The sequence below is a fragment of the Streptomyces sp. NPDC019937 genome, from assembly GCF_040631655.1.
In the GTDB taxonomy this organism is placed as follows: domain Bacteria; phylum Actinomycetota; class Actinomycetes; order Streptomycetales; family Streptomycetaceae; genus Streptomyces.
Map to the genome: position 1 here is coordinate 94,421 of NZ_JBEYAL010000023.1, position 21,558 is coordinate 115,978.

Genomic DNA, 21,558 nt, shown 5'->3' on the forward strand with positions numbered 1-21,558 from the left:
TCCGGCGCGGAGAACCGTCAGCCCAGGGCCGACTTCACGGCGTCGGCCAGGCGGCCGGCCACGGAGCGGGCCTGGTCGATGTCGGCGGCCTCCACCATGACGCGGACCAACGGCTCGGTGCCCGACGAGCGCAGCAGGACGCGGCCGGTCTCGCCCAGCTCGCGTTCGGCCTCGGCCACGGCGGCGGCCAGGTCGGCGCTGCTGGAGACGCGGGACTTGTCGACGTCGGGGACGTTGATCAGCACCTGCGGCAGGCGCTCCATGACCCCGGCCAGGTCGGCCAGGCTGCGGCCGGTCGCGGCGACGCGGGCGGCCAGCAGGAGGCCGGTGAGGGTGCCGTCACCGGTCGTGGCGTGGTCGAGGACGATGACATGGCCGGACTGCTCGCCGCCGAGGGCGTAGCCGCGGCTCTTCATCTCCTCCAGCACATAGCGGTCGCCGACCGCCGTCTGGACCAGCTCGACGCCCTCCCGCTGCATGGCGAGCTTGAAGCCGAGGTTCGACATCACGGTGCCGACCACGGTGTTCCCGCGCAGCGTGCCCGCCTCGCGCATGGCGAGGGCGAGAACGGCGAGGATCTGGTCGCCGTCGACCTCGCGGCCCACGGCGTCCACGGCCAGGCAGCGGTCGGCGTCACCGTCGTGGGCGACGCCGAGGTCGGCGCCGTGCTCGACGACGGCGGCCTGGAGGCGGGCCAGGTGGGTGGAGCCGCATCCGGCGTTGATGTTGAGGCCGTCCGGCTCGGCGCCGATCGTAACGACCTCGGCCCCGGCGCGGGCGAACGCCTCCGGGGAGACCCGGGAGGCGGCGCCGTGCGCGCCGTCGATGACGACCTTGAGTCCGTCGAGGCGGCCCGGGAGGGCGCCGACGAGGTGGGCGACGTAGGCGTCGAAGCCCTCCGCGTAGTCGCGGACGCGCCCCACCCCGGCGCCGGTGGGCCGGTCCCACGGCTCGCCGGAGGCGTGCGCGCGACAGGTGGTCTCGATGCGGTCCTCCAGCTCGTCGGCGAGCTTGTGGCCGCCGCGGGCGAAGAACTTGATGCCGTTGTCGGGCATCGGGTTGTGGCTGGCGGAGAGCATCACGCCGAGGTCGGCGTCGAGCGCCCCGGTCAGATGGGCGACCGCCGGCGTCGGCAGGACGCCCACCCGCAGCACGTCCACGCCCGCGCTGGCCAGCCCCGCCACCACGGCGGCCTCCAGGAACTCTCCGGACGCGCGTGGGTCCCGCCCGACCACCGCCACCGGCCGGTGGCCCTCGAAGGTTCCCACCTCGGCGAGCACGTGTGCCGCCGCGACCGACAGGCCGAGCGCCATCTCAGCCGTCAGATCGGCGTTCGCGACGCCGCGCACACCATCCGTACCGAAGAGTCGTCCCACTGGTGTCCTCCGAGATTACGAGCTGAGGGGGCTGAAAGCTTGCGTGGAGATTGATAGACGCTTGCCTGTAGGTATACGCCCCCTGGTGGCGATAGCCGAACGCCCCGGAGGCACGGGTGGTGCCGCCGGGGCGTGTCGACAGGCGGCGGAAACCGCCGAACCGCGTGGTGAAGCGGATTAACGCTTGCTGTACTGCGGCGCCTTACGGGCCTTCTTCAGACCGGCCTTCTTACGCTCGGTGGCGCGGTCGTCACGGGTCAGGAAGCCGGCCTTCTTGAGCGGGCCGCGGTTGTTGTCCACGTCCGCCTCGTTCAGCGCGCGGGCGATGCCCAGGCGCAGCGCACCGGCCTGACCGGAGACGCCACCACCCGAGATGCGGGCGACGACGTCGTAGCGGTCGTCCAGCTCGAGCACCTTGAAGGGCTCGTTGACTTCCTGCTGGTGCACCTTGTTGGGGAAGTACTCCTCAAGGGTGCGACCGTTGATCTTCCACTGGCCGCTGCCCGGGATGATGCGGACACGGGCCACGGCGTTCTTGCGGCGCCCGGTGCCGGCGGCCGGCTGCGGGTCGCCGAAGCGGGAGGCCATCGACTCGGAGGTGTACTCCGACTCGATCGTCTCCACGCTCTCGGTGGTGTACTCCTCGACATCGAGGGGGGTCTCGGCGGTGGTCTCGGCCACGATGCTCCTCAGCTTCTCTTCGTCTTAGGGGGTGGCCGGACTTACTGCGCGACCTGGGTGATCTCGAACGGGACCGGCTGCTGAGCGGCGTGCGGGTGCTGGTCACCCGAGTACACCTTCAGCTTCGAGAGCATCTGACGGCCCAGGGTGTTCTTCGGGAGCATGCCCTTGATGGCCTTCTCGACGGCCTTCTCCGGGTTCTTGTCCAGCAGCTCGTCGTAGCGGACGGAGCGCAGACCACCGGGGTAGCCCGAGTGGCGGTAGGCCATCTTCTGGGTCCGCTTGTTGCCGGAGAGGTGCACCTTGTCGGCGTTGATGATGACAACGAAGTCACCCGCGTCGACATGCGGCGCGTACACCGGCTTGTGCTTCCCCCGCAGGAGGGTGGCGGCCTGGCTGGCCAGACGGCCGAGAACAACGTCGGTGGCGTCGATGACGTGCCACTGACGCTGCACGTCGCCGGGCTTGGGGCTGTACGTACGCACGGTCGTAGCCTTCGCTTCTTCAGTGAGTGTGGTCCTGACAAGGCCACCCGGACGATCACGACAGCCCTGGCCGCACCTCGGTGACGCATTCCGAGTGCCTGCCGCTGGTCATCGGCCCGGTGAACCGGCGTAACGGCCACTCACGTGAGAACGAGCAAGCCAATACGCATAACGAACTGGCAGAATACCGGCCCGCCCCCACGGGGGTCAAAACGCCTCCCTGGCGGTTGACGGGTCCCCGGCGTCACCAGGCCCCACTAGGATGCGCGCCATGAGCTTTGGGCAAGGGGGGCCGTACGGGCCCGGGGGGTCTCAGCCACCTCAGTCGTCGCGGCCGTCCCCGTCGTCGACGCCGGACTGGGCCGCGATGGCGGATCACACCGCCGCGCGCGGCCGTCGCCGCCGGTGGCTCTTCATCGGGGGCGCCGCGCTCGCGACGGCTGCCGTCGGGGCCATGGTCGCCACGGCGGTGGTCAGCAGCAACGACAAGGGCGGCTCCCCGGACGACTCGGCGAACCACCTGCCCTCGCAGCCGACGCTGCCGCGCGAGTCGGAGACCCCCGAGCCGTCGTTCTCCGATGTCGCGCCGCCGGCGCCGCCCAAGCCGCTGGACATCATCTCCGACGTGAAGCGGGACAAGGCGCCGCTGAGCGCCAAGACGCTCTTCCCCGACGAGGAGGCCGCGAAGGAGGGCCGCTCGTACACGAAGGGGGCGACCGCCTCCACCTCCAGCTGCGCGTCGGGCACCCAGGGCGCCCTGGGGTCGGTGCTCAGCGGCAACGGGTGCCGCGAGCTGCTGCGCGCCACCTTCGCCCGGGACGGCGTGGCGGTCACCGTCGGCGTCGCCGTCTTCGACGGGCGGGCGGGCGCGGAGAAGGCGAAGAACGGATACAAGCCGAACGTGGCGTCCCTGCCCGGCGGCGGGGTCCCGTCGTTCTGCCGCCAGACCGCGTGCCGCACCTCGGCCAACGCGATCGGGCGGTACGCGTACTTCACGATCTCCGGCTACACCTCGGGGAAGAAGGTCACGCCGGCGGACACCCAGGCACTGCAGGCCGGGCGCGATCTGGCCGACTACACCTTCCTGCGCATCCTGGCCCGCGGCAACGCGCAGGCGTCGGCCGCCGCCGGCACCACCGGCTGACACCACCGCCCGGCGCCGCGCCCGGGCCGCCCCTGCCGCCGCCGGACCCACCCTCCGTCATCCCGCCCGCCCCGCACCCCTCCGGGCCGGGCGTGGACTCACCATGCGGCCAAAGGTTGTACAGCTCACACTGAATGTGGTGGATCCCATATCACCACATGCATAAGCAACTTTTCCGCCTCCACGCTGTCTTACCGACCGATCGTTCCTTACTCGCTGCATACCGGCATCACACCGGCATCACACCGGCCGGATGCAGGCTCGGTCGGACTCGAACGAACGCACATCGGGAGGGGAGGGGCGTGTCGGGGCGGATCGACGGCGCCGCGCGTACATCACCATGAAGATCGCTTTTCTGCTGCACAACGCCTATGGAATCGGCGGCACCATCCGGTCGACCTTCAACCTGGCCGGGGCGCTGGCCGCCCGCCACCGGGTGGAGATCGTCTCCCTGATCCGCACCATCGACACCCCGGGCCTGCCCCTCCCCGCGGCCGTACGGCTCAGACCCCTGATCGACCAACGCCCGGGCGCCCCGCGCGAGTCGAGCGACCTGGGCAACCCGCTGCTGCAGCAGCCCAGCGCCCACGTACCGGCAGCCGAGTCCAAAGGCACCGTCAACTTCAACGCCCTCACCGACCAGCGCCTCGCCGCCTACCTGGCCGCCACCGACGCCGATGTCGTCATCGCCACCCGCCCCGGCCTGGTGATCTGCCTCGCCGCCCTCGGCCAGGAGGGCCGCTATCTGCGGATCGGCCAGGAACACCGGCTGTACGAGACCCACCGCGCCGAGATCCGCACCGCCTGCGACGCCGCCCTCGCCCGGCTCGACGCCAACACCTCCGTCTCCGAGGCCGACGCGCGGACCCACCGCGACCGGCTGCCCGGCATCCCCACCCTGCTGACCGGACTGCCCAACTGCGTGCCCGCCACCGGCATCGAGCCCTCAGACGGCAACGCCAAACTGGTCGTGGCCGCCGGCCGGCTCATCCCGGTCAAGCGCTACGACCTGCTGGTCGCCGCCTGGGCCACGATCGCCGCCAAACACCCCGACTGGCACCTGCGGATCTACGGCCGCGGACCCCAGGCGCCCGCGCTGCGCCGCCAGATCGACGAACTCGGGCTCGCCGGGCACATCACCATGATGGGCGCCCACTCCCCCATCGAGACCGAATGGGCCAAGGGCTCGATCGCCGCCGTCACCTCCCGCGAGGAGTCGTTCGGCATGACGATCGTCGAGGCGATGCACTGCGGCGTGCCCGTCGTCGCCACCGACTGCCCGCACGGGCCCGGCGAGATCATCACCGCCGGCCGGGACGGGCTGCTGGTCCCCGTCGGCGACGCCGACGCCATCGCCGAGGGGCTGCTCACCCTGATCGAGGACGAGCCGCTGCGCCGCTCCATGGGCGCGGCGGCCCGGGTCGCGGCGCAGCGGTACGCACCGCCCCGGATGGCCGCCGCGTACGAGGAGCTGTTCGACACGCTGTTCACGGCCCGGGTCGCCGCCGGGGCGCCGCGGCCCGTGCCGGCGCCCGACCGCTCCCGGTCCTTCGTCCCCCGCCCCCTGCGCGCGCTGTCCCTCGCGGTACCGGCGCGCCCCTTCGGCCCGCCTGCCGACCGGGCGCCCCGAAAGGCCTTCAAGAGCACGGTCAAGCAGCTGATCCGCAAGCCGCTGCGCCCGGTCGCCTCCTGCCGGATCGACGCCGACGGCATCATGACGGTGCTGGTCGAGCCCGCCGGCGTCCACGGCACCGGCCTCTGGCTGACCCTCACCCACCGCCGCGGCGGGGGCGCCCCGGTGCGGGTGCCGCTGCGGCCGCCGGTCGCCCCGGGCGCGCCGTGGACCGCGACGCTGGACCGCGGCGCGATCGACCTGGCCGAGGGCCGCTGGGACGCGCATGTGGTGCGCTCCTCGGACGGGGTGCGCCGCCGGGTGATGTGCCGGTTCGCCGAGGGGCGCGGGCTGGTGGGCCTCGAACCGCTGCCCGGCTCCCCGTTCTCCTGGTGGATCCCGTACTCCACCGTCGACGGCTATCTCGCGCTGCGCGCCTGGCGCCGCCCGGCGCACGCCGAGGCCCGGGTGATCCGCGCCGAGGCCGACGGGCTCACCGTCGAGGGCACCCTGCACGGCGCCCGCTTCGGGCCCGACGCCACCCCGAGCGCGGTCGCCACCCCGCGCGGCGCGGCCCTGCCGTTCACCACGGGTGTCACCGCGCTGGACGCGACCCGGTTCCGCTTCACCCTCCCGTACGAGCGGATCCACGCGGCGCGCGGCGACGGGACGGGCACCGCCCACTGGGACCTGACCCTGCGCAAGACCTCCGACGCCACCACCGCGATCCGCATAGGCCGGGTCGTCGGGGACATCCTCGACCGGCACACGACGGACCTCCACCCGGTCACCCACGGTGTACGCCCCTACCTGGGCAAGGCCGAGGACCTCGCCATCAGCTGTGCACCGCAGGTGAATTGAGTGCGTGAGCCGACGAGTGCGCCGCGTTTGGCCCTGGCCACGGCGGTAACACTCGGTGATGCCAAGCCTCGAGCGAGGAATTCTCTGCGGAAGGCAATCCGATGTCAGTCACGCTCATCATTCTGGTAGCGGCACTGGTGGCCATGGTGGCGCTGGTGTTCGCGCGGCCGGTGCGGCAGAGCAGCCGCGACGGCCTCATCAGCCGGTTCGGCCCCGAATACGACCGGGCCGTCGCGCGGCACGACGGCGACGCGAAGGCGGCGCAGTGGGAGCTGAGCGAGCGGCTGCGACGCTACGGCGAACTGTCGATACGGGCGCTGACGCCGGAGTCCCGGGAGCAGTACGCGGCCCGCTGGTCCGGCCTGCAGGAGCGGTTCGTCGAGTCGCCCGCGCTCGCCGTGCGGGAGGCCGACCGGCTGCTCGGCGCGCTGGCGGCCGAGCGCGGGTATCCGGCCGAGTCCCCGGAGCAGACGCTGGAGGCGCTGTCCGTCCGGCACGCCCAGGCGATCGACGGCTACCGGCGGCTGCACACCGAGGCGGAGCGGGCCCGCGCGGGCCATGTCCCTACCGACCGGCTCCGGGAGGCGCTGCTCGGCGCCTACCCGCTGTTCGAGGAGCTGGTCCGGGCGCAGCCGCACGACCGGGCGCTGTGGCGACGGCGGCAGCGGCGCCACCGGCCCGCGGTCCTGCGCTCCTCCCACGGCCTGCGGTCCTCCTAGGGCGTGTTTCGAAAGTCCCGCCTGCCCCGCGACGCCTGGCACGCACGCTCGCTGCGTTGTCGGGATCGTCCGAGTAGGCCCGCCCCCAGACTCCGTCCGGGAGGTGCCCCCGCGAGGACGACCCTCCGCCTTGCGATCGCACGCACCAGACGCCGCGGGCCCCGCCCTCCGGGCGGACGGCGCTACTTTCGAAACACCCCCTGGGGACCGTCAGGACCGGACCCGGACGGCCAGCGCGAGGGTGTCGTCCGGGTGAAGGATCACGGTGTGCATATCGTCCGCGATGGCGCCGGGGATCTCCTCGATCGGGGCGTGCAGATGCTCGTACGCGGCCTCGATCAATCGCTTCTCGCCCTCCACGGGGTCCCGTCGGCTCTCGGTGAGCCCGTCGGTGTAGAGCAGCAGGAGATCCCCCGGCGCCATCTTCTCGGTCAACAGCCGGTCGCTTCCGGGCATCGGGAAGCCGATCCCGCGCCCCCGGGCCTCCAGATAGCGCGCCGTTCCGTCGGCGCGGGTCAGCAGCGCGGGCGGATGGCTGCCGTTGGCCACCCACAGCTCACCGGTGGCCGGGTTGATCCGGGCGAGCAGGACGGTGGCCATCACGGTGCGGTCGAACGGCAGCAGGATCTCGTCGGTGCGGGCGACGATCGACTGGAGGTGGTGGCCCTCCAGGGCGAGGGTGCGCACCGCGTGGGTGACGTTGAGGGCGCTGCGGGTACTGGTCACCCCGTGCCCGAGCGCGTCCACGATCGTGATGTGCACGGTGCCGTCGGGCAGCACGAACCAGTCGTACAGGTCGCCGCCGGTGGGCGCGTCGGTGCCCGCGGGCGCGTAGTGGACGGCGAGTTCGAGGCCGTCGACCTCCAGGGGCGCCGGGCGCAGCGCGTCCTCCAGCTCGCGCAGGGTCTGGCCGTGGGCCTTGCGCAGCCGCTCGTCGCGCTCGTCGAGCTGGACGTAGAGGGCGAGCACACCGCTGTTGGTCTCGGCGAGTTCGTCCTTCAGGCGGCGGTGTTCGGCGGTGAGCGCGTCGGTGTGGGCCACCACGGCGCGCAGCTCCTCCTCCACCAGCGCCGCGTCGTCGGCCGGGGAGTCCGGTGCCGTCCCATCGGCCGGGGCGTCCGCTGCCGGGGCGGCCTGCAGCCGCCACACCACCTCCCGGTCCGTCACCGCGTCGGCGGGCAGCGGGAGCGCGGCGGCGGTCTCGGCGGACGGCAGGGCCGCGGGGCCGTCTAAACCGAGCGCCAGGGTGAGCAGCCCGGACCGGTCGTCGTCCTCGCACTGGAACGTCCAGCTCAGCGAGGTGTGTCCGGCCGCGTGCAGGGCCGGTTCCGCGACGGCCGCGACGGACAGGACGAGCCGCCCGCGCAGCCCCGGGTCCAGGGCGTGGTCGCGGGCCACGCGGCGCACCGCCCGGCCGAGTCCGTCCGCCGTGTCGCAGCCGATGGTCCGGGTGGTCATGGGTGCCTCTGTGGGGGCCTGGCCGTGAGAACCGAGGCATCGTCGCGGTTGCGGCGATGGCCATGGGCGAGTGCGGCGGACAGCAGGGGTGGCGGGAGCCGGAGCAGGAACGGTGACGGATCGCGCGCCCATCCGGCGTCGATGCCGTCGCTGTGGAGCACCGCGGTGGCGCCCCGCGGCAGCGGGAAGCGGTGGACGTGCGGGACGGGCATGGACCAGCCGACGACGCCGGGCTGTCCGGTGAGCCGGGACTGCACGCCCTGGTGGGTCAGGGCGAGCACGCGGACGTTGCCGATGCCGCAGTACTCGGCGTGGTCCGCGTGGAGCCGCACCAGCCCGGCCGCGGCACCGCGGGTGTGCCGCAGCGCGCGGTGCATGCCGGTCAGCAGCTCGCCCAGCGGCCGCCCGGGGTCGGCGTGGAAGGTGCGCAGCGCGATACCGGCCGCCTCGGCGGCCTGCGTCCCGTGGCCCAGCCCGTCGAGGACGACGGCGGTGCGGGTGTCGCCGGTGTCGGCGACGGCGCAGGCGTCGCCGCAGTCCTCCTCCCCCTCGACGGCCAGGCACACCGAACCCACGCCCTGCGACGCGGCCGCCCGGTCGCCGGGCGGGGTGAGCCGGGCGCAGGCCCAGGTCCCGACCTCGGTGTCCCGCCACGTACCGGTGCGGATGAGGAAGTGGGTGGCGAGCCGGCTCACCGCGCCGAGCCCCACCCCGAGGGTTCCGGCGGTGGTGTAGCCGTCCGCGAGGCAGCGCTTCAGCTCGGCCATGCCCGGCCCGCGGTCGGCGGCCACGATCTCCACGCCCTCGCCGAGCGGCACGGGCTGGATGTAGAGGGTGCCGTCGCTGGCGTGCTTGTCGAGGTTGGTGGCCAGCTCCGAGGCGACCACGGCCGCCTGGTCGGGCAGCGCGCCGGGCAGCCCGCACGCCCGCGCCGCCCTCCGCGCCGTCTCCGCCGCCAGGTGGACGGCGCTGTGGTGGTCGATCCGTACCTGGGCGGTGGGGGCCACCGTCGTACGGGTCACCGGATCGTCCACCGGGTGGCGATCACGACCGTTCCCTGTCCGGCGCCGGTGTGCACCGTGAACTCGTCCATGAGCCGGCGGGCGCCGCCCAGCCCGTGGCCGAGCCCCGAGCCGGTGGTGAAGCCGTCGGTGAGCGCCGTGTCGAGGTCCGCGATGCCGGGCCCGTCGTCCTTGACGGTCAGCCGCAGTCCGCGCCCGGCGGGGCCGCGTACCTGCTGGACGGTCAGGGTGCCGCCTCCGCCGTGGACATAGGCGTTACGGGCCAGCTCGCTCGCCGCCGTGACGACCCGGGTCTGGTCGACGATGCCGAACCCGGCCTCGACGGTGGCCGCACGCACCGCGTGCCGCACCGCCAGCAGGTCCTCCTCGGTACGGACCTGATGGGTCACGGGCGCGCCCGGCTCGCCGTCGCCCGCGCGGGGCGCCGGGGCCGGCCGGGAAGCGACGGTGGACTCACCGGGCAGCGCCACGTCGGGACCCTCCCAGGGGTTCCTGGGCCTGGCGCCACCCCAGTGCGGCCAGGCCCTGTTCCGGGTTGAGTGCGGTCTCCACACCGACCAGTTCGATGCCCAGCTCCACCAGGGTGATCGCCACCGGCGGCCGCATGCCCGCCACGATCACCCGGGCGCCCAGCAGCCGGGACACCGTGGTCAGTTCCATCAGGGTGCGCGCCACGAAGGAGTCGATGATCTCCAGCCGGGAGATGTCGATGAGCACCCCCCGCGCGCCCTCGGCGGAGATACGGGTCGTCAGCTCCTCGGTGAAGGCGATGGCTGCCCGGTCGTCCAGCTCGTTGAGCAGTCCGGTGACCAGGACGTCGCCCAGCCGCAGGATCGGAACGCCCGCCGGGCGGTGTTCGCTCACCGGCTCTCCCCCGCGTCGCCGCCCGGGCCGGGGCCGTCGATCAGCTTGATCGCGGCGGCCAGCGCGTCGGCCAGCGTCGCCCGCGTGAGGATGGTGGACAGGTCGATGCCGAGCTGGGCGATGGTCTGCGCGATGGACGGCCGGATGCCGCTGATCACACAGTCCGCGCCCATCAGCCGCACCGCGTTGACGGTCTGCATGAGGTGCTGGGCGACGGCGGTGTCCACCGTCGAGACGCCCGTGATGTCGATGATCGCGACCAGCGCCTCATGGTCCTGTATCGCCTGGAGCAGGTTCTCCATGACGATCTGGGTCCGCGCGGTGTCCAGCGTGCCGATCAGCGGCACCGCCAGGACCTGCTTCCACAGCCGCACCACCGGCGTGGACAGCTCCATCAGCTGCTGGCTCTGCCGCCGGATGATCTCCTCGCGGCCCTCCACGTACGTCTCGAAGGACAGCGCCCCGGCCACATCGAGCAGCCGGTTGATGAAGACCGCCGTGGCGAACAGCTCCTCGGCGTCCCGGGTCTCCCGCTGTACGGCCTTCAGCAGCGCCTCCTTGAGCGCCAGCACCGCGAGCGAGGTCGCGGTCGGCGTCGCCCCCGCCCGGGCCCGGCGCATGGACAGTCCCACGACCGCCTGGTGCAGCCCCGGGTGGGAGGTGACGACCCGGTCCACCGGGACGTCGCTCTCCAGGCCGGGCACCAGGGCGTCGATCAACGAGTCGGCCTCCTCGCGGAGTTCGGCCTCGCTGATGTCGGTGCCGAGCAGTGCCTGCTCCAGCTGCAGGGCGACCCAGCGGTCGGCGATCTCCTCGTCGCGCTCCCGCAGAGCCCTCGTCAGCTGTTCACGTACGGCGGCCTCACTGGTACTCACGCGGTTTGAATCCCTTCCCGGTCGGCCACCCGGTCTCTGCGGCGCAAATATTATCGATCCCCTGTGCCCCGGCTCCAGACACAGATTGCGCGACATCGTGTACCCGCTGGTCGCGATCACACACCCGTCGCAGGTCAGCAGCACCCCGCGGTCGGCAGCGAGCGCTTGTTGCGGGCCTCCTTGTTCCGGGCCGCGAGCAGTTCGTCGGCCGGGTAGCCGACCTCTTCGAGGGTCAGGCCGTGGGGGCGTACGACATGGACCGCCGAATCCCGCACCCCCGCCGCCAGCACCTTCCCCGGCCAGTCCACCGGGCGGTGGCCGTCGCCGACGAACAGCAGCGCGCCGACCAGCGAGCGGACCATGTTGTGGCAGAAGGCGTCGGCACGCACCGTCGCCGTGATCACGCCGTCCTCGCCGCGCTCCCAGCTCAGCCGCTGGAGGGTGCGGATGGTGGTGGCGCCATCCCGCCGCTTGCAGTACGCGGCGAAGTCGTGCTCGCCGAGCAGCGGCGCCGAGGCCGCGTTCATGGCGTCCGTGTCCAGCGGCCAGTCGTGCCACAGCACATGGCCGCGCAGCAGCGGATCGACCCCGCCCGGATGGTCCACCACCCGGTAGGCGTACCGCCGCCAGACGGCCGAGAAGCGCGCGTTGAAACCGGGCGGCGCCTCGGCGACCCGCCACACCCGTACGTCATGCGGCAGCCGCCCCGCCAGCCGGCGCAGCAGCTTGTCCCGGTGCTCGGCCCACACCGGCTCCGGCAGATCGACGTGCGCGACCTGTCCCCGGGCGTGCACCCCGGCGTCGGTGCGGCCCGCCACCGTCAGCTCGTAGGTGTCCGACGACCGGGTCACCGTGCGCAGGGCGCTCTCCAGCTCGCCCTGGACGGTGCGCCGCTCACGCTGCTTGGCCCAGCCCGAGAAGTCCTTGCCGTCGTAACTCAGGTCCAGCCGGACCCGTACGAAACCGGGCGCCGCCTCGTCACTCACCCAACCGTTCCTCTCCGCACCTCGCAACGCGGAACGGGCCCGCACCCAGAATCTGGGAGCGGGCCCGCCCGTACGACAAGCCTTCAGACGCCTCAGGCGTCCTTGGACTCCTCCGCCGGAGCCTCGGTGGCCTCGGCCTCGGGGGCCTCGTCCTTCTTGAGGTCCGCGGCGGCCTGGTCGCCGGCGGCGTCCTTCGCGGTGCGCTTGGTGGCGGCCTCGGCCTCGCCGACCGCCTCCTGCTGCACGGTCAGGGCCTCGACCAGCTCGATGACCGCCATCGGGGCGTTGTCGCCGCGACGGTTGCCGATCTTGGTGATGCGGGTGTAGCCACCCGGCCGGTTCTCGTAGCGCGGCGCGATCTCGGTGAAGAGGGTGTGCACGACGCTCTTGTCACGGATGGACTGGAGCACCAGACGGCGGTTGTGAAGGTCGCCCTTCTTCGCCTTGGTGACCAGCTTCTCCGCGACCGGGCGCAGGCGGCGGGCCTTCGCCTCGGTGGTGGTGATCCGGCCGTGCTCGAACAGCGCGGTGGCGAGGTTCGCCAGCAGGAGCCGCTCGTGCGCAGCGCTGCCGCCCAGACGGGCGCCCTTGGTGGGCTTCGGCATGGTGTATCTCCTAGATGTCTGCACCGGCCGTATCAGGTACCGGTGTCAGTTACCGACGAGCGTGTGCCCGCCGGAGGTATCAGTACTGCTCGGTCTCGACGAACCCGGCGTCCGCGTCGTCGTCCGCGCCGAAGGCGTCGGCGGCGGCGGTCGGGTCGAATCCGGGCGGGCTGTCCTTGAGCGCGAGGCCCATACCGGCCAGCTTCGCCTTGACCTCGTCGATCGACTTGGCGCCGAAGTTGCGGATGTCGAGCAGGTCCGCCTCGGACCGCGCGACCAGCTCACCCACGGAGTGGATGCCCTCGCGCTTGAGGCAGTTGTACGACCGGACCGTGAGCTCCAGCTCCTCGATCGGCAGCGCCAGATCGGCGGCCAGGGCGGCGTCCGTCGGGGACGGGCCCATGTCGATGCCCTCGGCGTCCACGTTCAGCTCGCGGGCCAGGCCGAACAGCTCGACCAGGGTCTTACCGGCCGACGCCATGGCGTCGCGCGGGCGCATGGCCTGCTTGGTCTCGACGTCGACGATCAGCTTGTCGAAGTCGGTGCGCTGCTCGACACGGGTCGCCTCGACCTTGTAGGTGACCTTGAGCACCGGCGAGTAGATCGAGTCGACCGGAATCCGGCCGATCTCCTGGCCGACCTGCTTGTTCTGGACGGCGGAGACATAGCCGCGACCGCGCTCGACGGTCAGCTCCATCTCCAGCTTGCCCTTGCCGTTCAGCGTGGCCAGGACCAGGTCCGGGTTGTGCACCTCGACACCGGCCGGCGGGGCGATGTCGGCGGCGGTGACCAGACCCGGGCCCTGCTTGCGCAGGTACATCACGACCGGCTCGTCGTGCTCCGAGGAGACGACCAGCTGCTTGATGTTGAGGATCAGGTCGGTGACATCCTCCTTGACGCCCGGCACGGTGGTGAACTCGTGCAGGACCCCGTCGATCCGGATGGACGTGACCGCCGCACCGGGGATCGAGGAGAGGAGCGTACGACGCAGGGAGTTTCCGAGGGTGTAGCCGAAGCCCGGCTCCAGCGGCTCGATCACGAACCGGGAGCGGAACTCGTCGACGACCTCTTCGGTCAACGAGGGACGCTGAGCGATCAGCATGGGGTTTCCTCCAGTCTCCGGCGCCCGCTATTTGACGCCGAACCCTTCAATGGTACGGGCGGTACGTGCCAAACGGCGCCGTACCGCCCGTATCGTCCCGCTCTACTACTTCGAGTAGAGCTCGACGATCAGCTGCTCCTGCACCTGGGTGTCGATCACCTGGCGCTCGGGCATCGAGTGCACGAGGATGCGCAGCTGCGACGGAATGGCCTCCAGCCACGCCGGCACCGTCCGCTCGCCCGCCTCGGCCACGGCCACCTGGAAGGGGGTCATGGTCCGGGACTTCGCACGCACCTCGATGATGTCGTTCACGGCGACGCGGGCCGACGGGATGTCGGTCTTGACGCCGTTCACGGTGAAGTGGCCGTGACGCACCAGCTGGCGGGCGTGGTCGCGGGACTTGGCGAAGCCGGCCCGGTAGACCACGTTGTCCAGCCGCGTCTCGAGGATGCGAAGAAGGTTCTCACCGGTCTTGCCGGACTTCTTGTTCGCCTCCGCGTAGTAGCCACGGAACTGCTTCTCAAGGACACCGTAGATGCGGGTCGCCTTCTGCTTCTCGCGGAGCTGCAGCAGGTACTCGCTGTCCTTGGTGCGCCCGCGACCGTGCTCACCCGGGGGGTAAGGACGGATCTCGATCGGGCACTTCGCGCTCTCGCACTTGCTCCCCTTGAGGAAGAGCTTCTGCTTTTCCCGACGGCAACGCTTGCAGTCGGCCCCGGTGTAACGCGCCATTTTCTAGTTGTCTCCTACTTCAGCCGGTCAGACGCGCCGGCGCTTGGGCGGGCGGCATCCGTTGTGCGGAGTCGGAGTGACGTCCTGGATCGAACCCACCTCCAGGCCGGTGGCCTGTAGCGAGCGGATCGCGGTCTCACGGCCGGAGCCCGGACCCTTGACGAACACGTCGACCTTGCGCATGCCGTGCTCCTGCGCGCGGCGGGCGGCCGACTCGGCGGCCATCTGCGCGGCGAACGGAGTGGACTTGCGCGAGCCCTTGAAGCCGACGTGGCCGGCCGAGGCCCAGGAAATCACGTTCCCGGTGGGGTCCGTGATCGAAACGATGGTGTTGTTGAACGTGCTCTTGATGTGAGCGTGCCCGTGGGCGACGTTCTTCTTCTCCTTGCGGCGCACCTTCTTGGCGCCGGCCGTCCTGCTCTTCGGAGGCATTCCTGAATTCTCCCGTGGAGGTGGTCGGTCCTACAGCTCGGACCGCTTGGCAGCGTCCGGTGCGGACTACTTCTTGCCCGGCTTCTTCTTACCGGCGATCGCGCGACGCGGGCCCTTGCGGGTGCGGGCGTTGGTGCTGGTGCGCTGGCCGTGGACCGGCAGGCCGCGGCGGTGACGCAGACCCTGGTAGCAGCCGATCTCCACCTTGCGGCGGATGTCGGCCTGAATCTCACGACGGAGGTCACCCTCGGTCTTGATGTTGTTGTCCACGTACTCGCGGATCTTGACCAGGTCCTCTTCGGCCAGGTCGCGAACGCGGGTGTCCGGGTTCACACCGGTGTTGGCGAGCGTCTGCTGGGCAAGGGTGCGACCGATGCCGAAGACGTAGGTGAGGGCGACCTCGACGCGCTTTTCGCGCGGGAGATCAACGCCTGCAAGGCGTGCCATGAATCTGGCTCCAGGTGGTTGTCGGAGGTCTTCCACAGCACCACTCCCGGCCGGTCGGGCCGGGTCCCCGGCCTCCGACCGGGGGTGTCGTCCCCGATGTCATGACAACGGTGACGGGAACGGGTGACTGCGTATGTACGTACGGTTGTGCGTCGCGCGAAGATCGCTGCGAGAAGTGCAGGTCTATCGGCCGGCGTGCGTCAGCCCTGGCGCTGCTTGTGGCGCAGGTTGTCGCAGATGACCATGACCCGGCCGTGGCGGCGGATCACCTTGCACTTGTCGCAGATCTTCTTGACGCTCGGCTTGACCTTCATGGTGTGAGGTTCTCCGGGTCGTGAGATCTACTTGTAGCGGTAGACGATCCGTCCGCGCGTGAGGTCGTACGGAGACAGCTCCACGACAACCCGGTCATCCGGCAGGATGCGGATGTAGTGCATGCGCATCTTGCCGCTGATGTGCGCGAGGACCTTGTGACCGTTCTGAAGCTCCACCTTGAACATCGCGTTCGGCAGAGACTCGATCACGGTGCCCTCGATTTCGATGGCGCCTTGCTTCTTGGCCATGTCCTGCTTTCGGGATCGGCTACCTTGATCGGCTCGCCACATGCGGGAGGGCATGCGTGAGCCGACGTGTCAGTCTACGTCAGGGCATCCCGAAACACGAATCCGGGGCAGCATGCCCGGATTCCACGGTGTTTATGCCAAAGAAGATCACGCAGGGCGACGGGACCGGGCCGGTTCGGGCCGGCGAGTCCGGTCCTCAGGCCAGCGGGTCCGGCGCGGTCTCCACGCCCAGCTCGGCCAGCTTCGCCTTGCCGCCGTCCACCGCGGTCAGCACCAGCGGGCCCTCCTCGGTCAGCGCGACCGAGTGCTCCCAGTGGCTGGACCAGGTGCCGTCGTCCGTCTTGACGGTCCAGTCGTCGGCCAGGACGTGCGTCTTCGCGGTGCCGAGGCTCACCATCGGCTCGATCGCGATGCAGAAGCCGGGCACCAGCTTCGGGCCCTTGCCGCGCTTGCGGGAGACGTAGTTCAGCAGGTGCGGGTCCATGTGCATCTGGCTGCCGATGCCGTGGCCGCCGTAGTCCTCGATGATCCCGTACTTGCCGGAGGCCGGACGCGGCTGGCGCCGGATGTAGCCCTCGATCGCCTTGGAGATGTCGATCAGCCGGTTGCCCTTGCGGACCGCGGCGATCCCGGCCCACATCGACTCCTCGGTGACCCGGCTCAGCTCGTGCAGCTCCGGGGCGTGGCCCTCGCCGACGAAGACGGTGAAGGCGGCGTCCCCGTGCCAGCCGTCGATGATCGCGCCCGCGTCGATGGAGATGATGTCGCCGTCGGCGAGGACGGTCTCGCGGTCCGGGATGCCGTGCACGACGACGTCGTTCACGGAGGTGCAGATGGTCGCGGGGAAGCCGCCGTAGCCCAGGAAGTTCGACTTGGCGCCGTGGTCGGCGATCACCTTGCGGGCGACGTCGTCCAGGTCCTTGGTGGAGGCGCCGGGCACGGCGGCCGCGCGCGTCGCCTCGTGGATGGCGGCGACGACCAGCCCCGCCTCGCGCATCTTCGCGATCTGCTCGGCCGTCTTGATCTCCACCATCGCCCTCAACCTTCCGCGGTCCATCGTTTCCGCTCAACAGTACGGCCGCGAGACCTCAGGGCTCGCGGCCGTACTGACAGTAACCATCAATTGAGCAACCCCTACGGCGAGCAACCAGGTCCGCGAGAGCGGCGGCGGTTTAGCCGCAAAGGGGTGCGTCAGGCCGCCTTGGCCGCCAGGGCGCCCATCGCGCGCTGCGTGACCTCGGACACCGCGCCGAGCGCCGGGATCGTCACGACCTGGCCCTTGGCCCGGTAGTAGTCGATGATCGGCTCGGTCTCGCGGTGGTAGACCTCGAGGCGCTTGCGGACGGTTTCCTCGCTGTCGTCCTCGCGCTGGTACAGCTCACCGCCGCACACGTCGCACACGCCCTCGGCCTCGGGCTTCTTGTACTCCACGTGGAAGGTGTGCGCGCTGTCGTTGCGGCAGGTACGGCGGCCGGCGATGCGCTTGACCACCTCGTCCTCCGGGACCTCCAGGTCCAGCACCGCGTCGAGCGTCAGCTCGTTGGCCCGCAGGAAGGCGTCCAGCGCCTCGGCCTGGGCCAGGTTGCGCGGGAAGCCGTCGAGCAGGAAGCCGCCCGACGCGTCCGGCTGGCCCATCCGGTCCTCGGCCATGCCGACGGTGACCTCGTCCGGGACCAGCTGACCGGCCCGCATGTACTCCTGCGCCTGCTTGCCGAGCGGCGTGCCCTGGCTGATGTTCGCGCGGAACAGGTCGCCCGTGGAGATGTGCGGGATCGACAGGTTTTTGGCCAGATACGCGGCCTGCGTACCCTTGCCCGCTCCAGGAGGCCCGACGAGGACGATTCGCATCAGCGGAGGAACCCTTCGTAGTGTCGCTGCTGAAGCTGGCTCTCGATCTGCTTCACGGTCTCCAGGCCGACACCCACGATGATCAGGATGCTCGTGCCGCCGAACGGGAAGTTCTGATTGGCATTGAGCGTCACCAGCGCCACCGTGGGCACCAGGGCGATCAGACCCAGATAGAGCGCACCGGGCCACGTGATGCGGTTCAGCACGTAGCTCAGATACTCAGCAGTGGGACGACCAGCCCGAATACCCGGGATGAACCCACCATACTTCTTCATGTTGTCGGCAACTTCTTCGGGGTTGAAGCTGATGGCGACGTAGAAGAACGCGAAGAAGACGATCAGCAAGAAGTACGCGGTGATGTAGATCGGGTGGTCGCCCTTGACCAGGTTCTGCGAGATCCACTGCGCCCAGCCCGCCTTGGACTGGCTGAACTGAACGATCAGCGCCGGAATGTAGAGCAGGGACGAGGCGAAGATCACGGGGATCACACCCGCCTGGTTCACCTTCATCGGGATGTAGGTCGACGTGCCGCCGTAGCTACGACGGCCGATCATCCGCTTGGCGTACTGCACCGGGATGCGGCGCTGCGCCTGCTCGACGAAGACCACCAGGCCGACCATGGCCAGACCACAGACGATCACCAGGCCGAACTCCAGCCAGCCGTCCATGATCTTGCCCTGCTGCTTGATGCTCCACATGGCGCTGGGGAAACCGGCGGCGATCGAGACGAACATCAGGATCGACATGCCGTTGCCGATGCCGCGGTCGGTGACCAGCTCACCGAGCCACATGATCAGCGCGGTGCCGGCGGTCATCGTGATGACCATCACGGCGGTGGTGAAGATCGAATCATCCCGGACGATCTGACCACCGACCGGGCAGCTCTGGAACAGCGAACCGCTGCGCGCGGTGGCGACCAGACCGGTGCCCTGGAGGATCGCCAGCGCGACGGTCAGGTAACGGGTGTACTGCGTGATCTTCGCCTGCCCGGTCTGGCCCTCCTTCTTGAGGGCCTCCAGACGCGGAATCACCACGGTCAGCAGCTGCAGGATGATGCTCGCCGTGATGTACGGCATGATCCCGAGCGCGAAGATGGTGATCTGGAGCAGTGCGCCACCACTGAACATGTTGACCAGGCCGAACAGCCCCTGCTGACCCTTGGCCAAGTCCATGCACGTCTGGACGTTCTTGTAGTCGATGCCCGGGATCGGGACATGTTGCCCGAGCCGGAAGAGCACGATGATGGCCAGCGTGAACAGCAGCTTCTTGCGCAGGTCGGGCGTCTTGAACGCCCGGGCGAACGCGGTGAGCACGGTGCCTCCTGCGCCCCCCGCGGTTCGTTGCGCGAGAGGTGACGGTCTTGAGGATCGACGAATACTTATCAGCCAGGACCCGTACGGAGACGTACCGCACGGAAGGTAACAGCGCATGCCACCTTACCGGCGACCGGGCCCCCCTAGGAACGACCAACCGGGGATGCCCCGAATCTGGGGCATCCCCGGCCAGTTTCGCACGTTGCTCAGACGAGCTCGGTGACGGTGCCGCCGGCAGCGGTGATCTTCTCCTTGGCGGAGCCGGAGACGGCGTCGACCGTCACCTGGAGCGCCACGGAGACCTCACCGGAGCCCAGCACCTTGACGAGCTGGTTCTTGCGCACCGCACCCTTGGCGACCAGGTCGGCCACCGTGACCTCGCCACCCTGCGGGTAGAGCGCGGCCAGCTTGTCCAGGTTCACGACCTGGTACTCGGTGCGGAAGGGGTTCTTGAAGCCCTTCAGCTTCGGGAGACGCATGTGGAGGGGCATCTGCCCACCCTCGAAGCGCTCCGGAACCTGGTAGCGGGCCTTGGTGCCCTTGGTACCACGACCAGCGGTCTTACCCTTGGACGCCTCACCACGACCGACACGGGTCTTGGCGGTCTTGGCGCCCGGGGCGGGCCGGAGGTTGTGGACCTTCAGCGGGTTGTTCTCCGCCATGTCAGTCGACCTCCTCGACCGTCACGAGGTGCCGCACGGTGGTCGCCATGCCGCGGAACTCGGGGCGGTCCTCCTTGACAACCACGTCGCCGAGCTTCTTCAGCCCGAGCGAACGCAGGGTGTCGCGGTGGTTCTGCTTGCTGCCGATGTACGACTTCGTCTGCGTGATCTTGAGGCGGGCCATGCTCACACACCCACCCCGGCACGCGCCCGCAGCAGAGCGGCGGGAGCGACGTCCTCGAGCGGCAGACCACGACGGGCGGCGATCTCCTCGGGGCGCTGAAGGCCCTGCAGAGCGGCTCGCGTGGCGTGCACGATGTTGATCGGGTTCGACGAGCCGAGCGACTTGCTCAGCACGTCGTGGATGCCCGCGCACTCCAGAACGGCACGCACCGGGCCACCGGCGATCACACCGGTACCGGGGGACGCCGGCTTGAGCAGCACGACACCCGCGGCCTCCTCACCCTGGATCGGGTGCGGGATGGTGCCGGCGATCCGGGGGACCTTGAAGAAGTGCTTCTTGGCCTCCTCCACGCCCTTGGCGATCGCGGCCGGCACCTCCTTGGCCTTGCCGTAACCGACACCCACGGTGCCGTCACCGTCGCCCACCACGACCAGCGCGGTGAAGCTGAAGCGACGACCACCCTTCACAACCTTGGCGACGCGGTTGATCGCGACAACACGCTCGACGTAAGCGGTCTTCTCGGCAGCTGCGCCGCCGTCCCGCCGGTCCTTCCGGTCCCGCCGCTCGCCGCCACCGGCGCCGCCACCGCGGCGCTGGGGTCCAGCCATTGGATTTACCTCTCTCGTTTCCGCATTGCGTTGGAACCGGGGCTCAGAACTGCAGCCCGGCCTCACGGGCAGCGTCCGCCAGGGCGGCGATGCGCCCGGCGTACCTGTTGCCACCGCGGTCGAACACGACCGCCTCGACACCCGCGGCCTTGGCCCGCTCGGCGACCAGGGCGCCGACCTGCTTGGCCTGGGCGCTCTTGTCACCCTCTCCGCCGCGGATGGAGGTGTCCAGGGTCGACGCCGAGGCCAGCGTGTGGCCCGCGATGTCGTCGATGACCTGGGCCACCATGTGACGGTTGGAGCGCGTCACGACGAGGCGGGGGCGCTCCGGCGTGCCGGACACCCGCTTGCGGACGCGGATGTGACGGCGCTTGACGGCCGCGGCCTTGCGCGCGTCGCCCTTAGCGATCTTCACACCGTATGCCATGGCTTACTTACCAGCCTTTCCGACCTTGCGGCGGATGACCTCGCCCGCGTACTTGACGCCCTTGGCCTTGTACGGGTCCGGGCGGCGCAGCTTGCGGATGTTCGCGGCGACCTCGCCGACCTTCTGCTTGTCGATACCCTCGACGCTCAGCTTGGTCGGGGACTCCACCTTGAAGGAGATGCCCTCGGGGGCCTCCACCAGGATCGGGTGGCTGTAGCCCAGCGAGAACTCCAGGTTGGAGCCCTTCGCCTGGACGCGGTAACCGACACCGCTGATCTCGAGCGCCTTGCTGTAGCCCTGGGTCACGCCGGTGATCATGTTCGCCACCAGCGTGCGGGACAGGCCGTGGAGGGCCTTGTTCTGACGCTCGTCGTTCGGGCGGGTGACAACGAGAGAGTTGTCCTCACCCTTGGCGACATCGATCGGCGCGGCGACGGTGTGCGAGAGGGAGCCCTTGGGGCCCTTCACGGCGACCGTGCGGCCATCGATGGTGACGTCCACACCAGCGGGAACCTGGATGGGCAGCTTGCCAATGCGCGACATGTGCTTCCT

The 21,558-nt window shown here is 70.3% G+C and carries 27 protein-coding genes; 3 read left to right on the forward strand and 24 right to left on the reverse strand.

All coding sequences use genetic code 11. The annotated features are described in order from the left end of the window. Nucleotides 1-17: 17 nt before the first annotated feature. From glmM to rplM, 3 genes are all read right to left on the reverse strand, one after another. Nucleotides 18-1,376, reverse strand: coding sequence for a phosphoglucosamine mutase (gene glmM / locus ABZ562_RS23400; RefSeq protein WP_361482963.1), 1,359 nt, complete (start codon nucleotides 1,374-1,376; stop codon nucleotides 18-20). Nucleotides 1,377-1,553: 177 nt separating this feature from the next. Continuing rightward, nucleotides 1,554-2,057, reverse strand: a complete 504-nt coding sequence (gene rpsI, locus ABZ562_RS23405; RefSeq protein ID WP_361482966.1) for a 30S ribosomal protein S9 — start codon at nucleotides 2,055-2,057, stop codon at nucleotides 1,554-1,556. Between the two features lie 41 nt (nucleotides 2,058-2,098). Further along, nucleotides 2,099-2,542 (reverse strand): 50S ribosomal protein L13, encoded by a 444-nt coding sequence (gene rplM / locus ABZ562_RS23410; RefSeq protein WP_361482969.1) that lies wholly within the window; start codon nucleotides 2,540-2,542, stop codon nucleotides 2,099-2,101. A 271-nt stretch (nucleotides 2,543-2,813) separates the two neighbouring features. On the opposite strand from rplM, the gene ABZ562_RS23415 reads away from it, so the two are divergent. The 3 genes from ABZ562_RS23415 to ABZ562_RS23425 all read left to right on the forward strand — a co-directional run bounded on the left by ABZ562_RS23415 (nucleotide 2,814) and on the right by ABZ562_RS23425 (nucleotide 6,878). Next, nucleotides 2,814-3,686, forward strand: coding sequence for a hypothetical protein (locus ABZ562_RS23415; protein ID WP_361482972.1), 873 nt, complete (start codon nucleotides 2,814-2,816; stop codon nucleotides 3,684-3,686). A 340-nt stretch (nucleotides 3,687-4,026) separates the two neighbouring features. After that, on the forward strand, nucleotides 4,027-6,159 hold the full coding sequence (locus ABZ562_RS23420) for a glycosyltransferase family 4 protein (RefSeq protein ID WP_361482975.1): 2,133 nt from the start codon (nucleotides 4,027-4,029) through the stop codon (nucleotides 6,157-6,159). Between the two features lie 101 nt (nucleotides 6,160-6,260). Continuing rightward, complete coding sequence (locus tag ABZ562_RS23425) at nucleotides 6,261-6,878, forward strand: hypothetical protein (RefSeq protein ID WP_361482978.1); 618 nt, start codon at nucleotides 6,261-6,263, stop codon at nucleotides 6,876-6,878. A gap of 210 nt (nucleotides 6,879-7,088) precedes the next feature. Here ABZ562_RS23425 and ABZ562_RS23430 read toward each other — a convergent pair whose 3' ends face one another. The 21 genes from ABZ562_RS23430 to rplF form a co-directional block, all read right to left on the reverse strand. Continuing rightward, nucleotides 7,089-8,336 (reverse strand): PP2C family protein-serine/threonine phosphatase, encoded by a 1,248-nt coding sequence (locus ABZ562_RS23430; protein ID WP_361482981.1) that lies wholly within the window; start codon nucleotides 8,334-8,336, stop codon nucleotides 7,089-7,091. Then, on the reverse strand, nucleotides 8,333-9,358 hold the full coding sequence (locus tag ABZ562_RS23435) for a SpoIIE family protein phosphatase (RefSeq protein WP_361482983.1): 1,026 nt from the start codon (nucleotides 9,356-9,358) through the stop codon (nucleotides 8,333-8,335). The genes ABZ562_RS23430 and ABZ562_RS23435 overlap by 4 nt, the downstream gene beginning before the upstream one ends. Next, nucleotides 9,355-9,747: an ATP-binding protein gene (locus ABZ562_RS23440; protein WP_361483092.1), complete on the reverse strand. Its 393-nt coding sequence runs from the start codon at nucleotides 9,745-9,747 to the stop codon at nucleotides 9,355-9,357. Before ABZ562_RS23440 ends, ABZ562_RS23435 begins: the two co-directional genes overlap by 4 nt. 64 nt (nucleotides 9,748-9,811) lie before the next feature. Beyond that, nucleotides 9,812-10,222, reverse strand: coding sequence for an STAS domain-containing protein (locus ABZ562_RS23445; protein WP_361482986.1), 411 nt, complete (start codon nucleotides 10,220-10,222; stop codon nucleotides 9,812-9,814). After that, nucleotides 10,219-11,097, reverse strand: coding sequence for an STAS domain-containing protein (locus tag ABZ562_RS23450; RefSeq protein WP_361482989.1), 879 nt, complete (start codon nucleotides 11,095-11,097; stop codon nucleotides 10,219-10,221). Before ABZ562_RS23450 ends, ABZ562_RS23445 begins: the two co-directional genes overlap by 4 nt. Before the next feature lie 134 nt (nucleotides 11,098-11,231). Further along, nucleotides 11,232-12,083 (reverse strand): tRNA pseudouridine(38-40) synthase TruA, encoded by an 852-nt coding sequence (truA, locus tag ABZ562_RS23455; protein WP_361482992.1) that lies wholly within the window; start codon nucleotides 12,081-12,083, stop codon nucleotides 11,232-11,234. Between the two features lie 92 nt (nucleotides 12,084-12,175). Next, complete coding sequence (gene rplQ / locus ABZ562_RS23460) at nucleotides 12,176-12,688, reverse strand: 50S ribosomal protein L17 (RefSeq protein WP_361482994.1); 513 nt, start codon at nucleotides 12,686-12,688, stop codon at nucleotides 12,176-12,178. 79 nt (nucleotides 12,689-12,767) lie between these two features. Beyond that, a complete protein-coding gene (locus ABZ562_RS23465; RefSeq protein WP_009715858.1) occupies nucleotides 12,768-13,790 on the reverse strand; it encodes a DNA-directed RNA polymerase subunit alpha in 1,023 nt (340 codons plus the stop codon). Nucleotides 13,791-13,895: 105 nt separating this feature from the next. Then, complete coding sequence (gene rpsD / locus ABZ562_RS23470; protein ID WP_055556112.1) at nucleotides 13,896-14,522, reverse strand: 30S ribosomal protein S4; 627 nt, start codon at nucleotides 14,520-14,522, stop codon at nucleotides 13,896-13,898. A gap of 27 nt (nucleotides 14,523-14,549) precedes the next feature. Beyond that, entirely contained in the window at nucleotides 14,550-14,954 is a 405-nt protein-coding gene (gene rpsK, locus ABZ562_RS23475) for a 30S ribosomal protein S11 (RefSeq protein WP_009715860.1), read from the reverse strand. Nucleotides 14,955-15,020: 66 nt separating this feature from the next. After that, entirely contained in the window at nucleotides 15,021-15,401 is a 381-nt protein-coding gene (gene rpsM / locus ABZ562_RS23480) for a 30S ribosomal protein S13 (protein WP_009715861.1), read from the reverse strand. Between the two features lie 200 nt (nucleotides 15,402-15,601). Beyond that, nucleotides 15,602-15,715, reverse strand: coding sequence for a 50S ribosomal protein L36 (gene rpmJ / locus ABZ562_RS23485; protein WP_003956441.1), 114 nt, complete (start codon nucleotides 15,713-15,715; stop codon nucleotides 15,602-15,604). A gap of 27 nt (nucleotides 15,716-15,742) precedes the next feature. Then, on the reverse strand, nucleotides 15,743-15,964 hold the full coding sequence (gene infA, locus ABZ562_RS23490) for a translation initiation factor IF-1 (RefSeq protein ID WP_003956442.1): 222 nt from the start codon (nucleotides 15,962-15,964) through the stop codon (nucleotides 15,743-15,745). Nucleotides 15,965-16,160: 196 nt separating this feature from the next. Then, nucleotides 16,161-16,997 carry a type I methionyl aminopeptidase gene (map, locus tag ABZ562_RS23495; RefSeq protein WP_361482999.1) on the reverse strand — a complete coding sequence of 279 codons (837 nt, stop codon included), beginning with the start codon at nucleotides 16,995-16,997 and terminating at the stop codon, nucleotides 16,161-16,163. Nucleotides 16,998-17,155: 158 nt separating this feature from the next. After that, on the reverse strand, nucleotides 17,156-17,812 hold the full coding sequence (locus tag ABZ562_RS23500; RefSeq protein WP_361483001.1) for an adenylate kinase: 657 nt from the start codon (nucleotides 17,810-17,812) through the stop codon (nucleotides 17,156-17,158). Beyond that, a complete protein-coding gene (gene secY, locus ABZ562_RS23505) occupies nucleotides 17,812-19,125 on the reverse strand; it encodes a preprotein translocase subunit SecY (RefSeq protein ID WP_361483004.1) in 1,314 nt (437 codons plus the stop codon). The genes ABZ562_RS23500 and secY overlap by 1 nt, the downstream gene beginning before the upstream one ends. A gap of 206 nt (nucleotides 19,126-19,331) precedes the next feature. Further along, on the reverse strand, nucleotides 19,332-19,787 hold the full coding sequence (rplO, locus tag ABZ562_RS23510; protein ID WP_059148967.1) for a 50S ribosomal protein L15: 456 nt from the start codon (nucleotides 19,785-19,787) through the stop codon (nucleotides 19,332-19,334). Between the two features lies 1 nt (nucleotide 19,788). Next, the gene (rpmD, locus tag ABZ562_RS23515; RefSeq protein ID WP_009715866.1) at nucleotides 19,789-19,971 is read right to left on the reverse strand and encodes a 50S ribosomal protein L30; all 183 of its coding nucleotides are present in this window, start codon (nucleotides 19,969-19,971) and stop codon (nucleotides 19,789-19,791) included. A gap of 2 nt (nucleotides 19,972-19,973) precedes the next feature. Then, nucleotides 19,974-20,579, reverse strand: a complete 606-nt coding sequence (gene rpsE / locus ABZ562_RS23520; RefSeq protein ID WP_009715867.1) for a 30S ribosomal protein S5 — start codon at nucleotides 20,577-20,579, stop codon at nucleotides 19,974-19,976. A gap of 43 nt (nucleotides 20,580-20,622) precedes the next feature. Beyond that, entirely contained in the window at nucleotides 20,623-21,006 is a 384-nt protein-coding gene (gene rplR, locus ABZ562_RS23525) for a 50S ribosomal protein L18 (RefSeq protein WP_361483008.1), read from the reverse strand. 3 nt (nucleotides 21,007-21,009) lie between these two features. Next, a complete protein-coding gene (gene rplF / locus ABZ562_RS23530; protein ID WP_055556101.1) occupies nucleotides 21,010-21,549 on the reverse strand; it encodes a 50S ribosomal protein L6 in 540 nt (179 codons plus the stop codon). Between the last annotated feature and the right edge of the window lie 9 nt (nucleotides 21,550-21,558).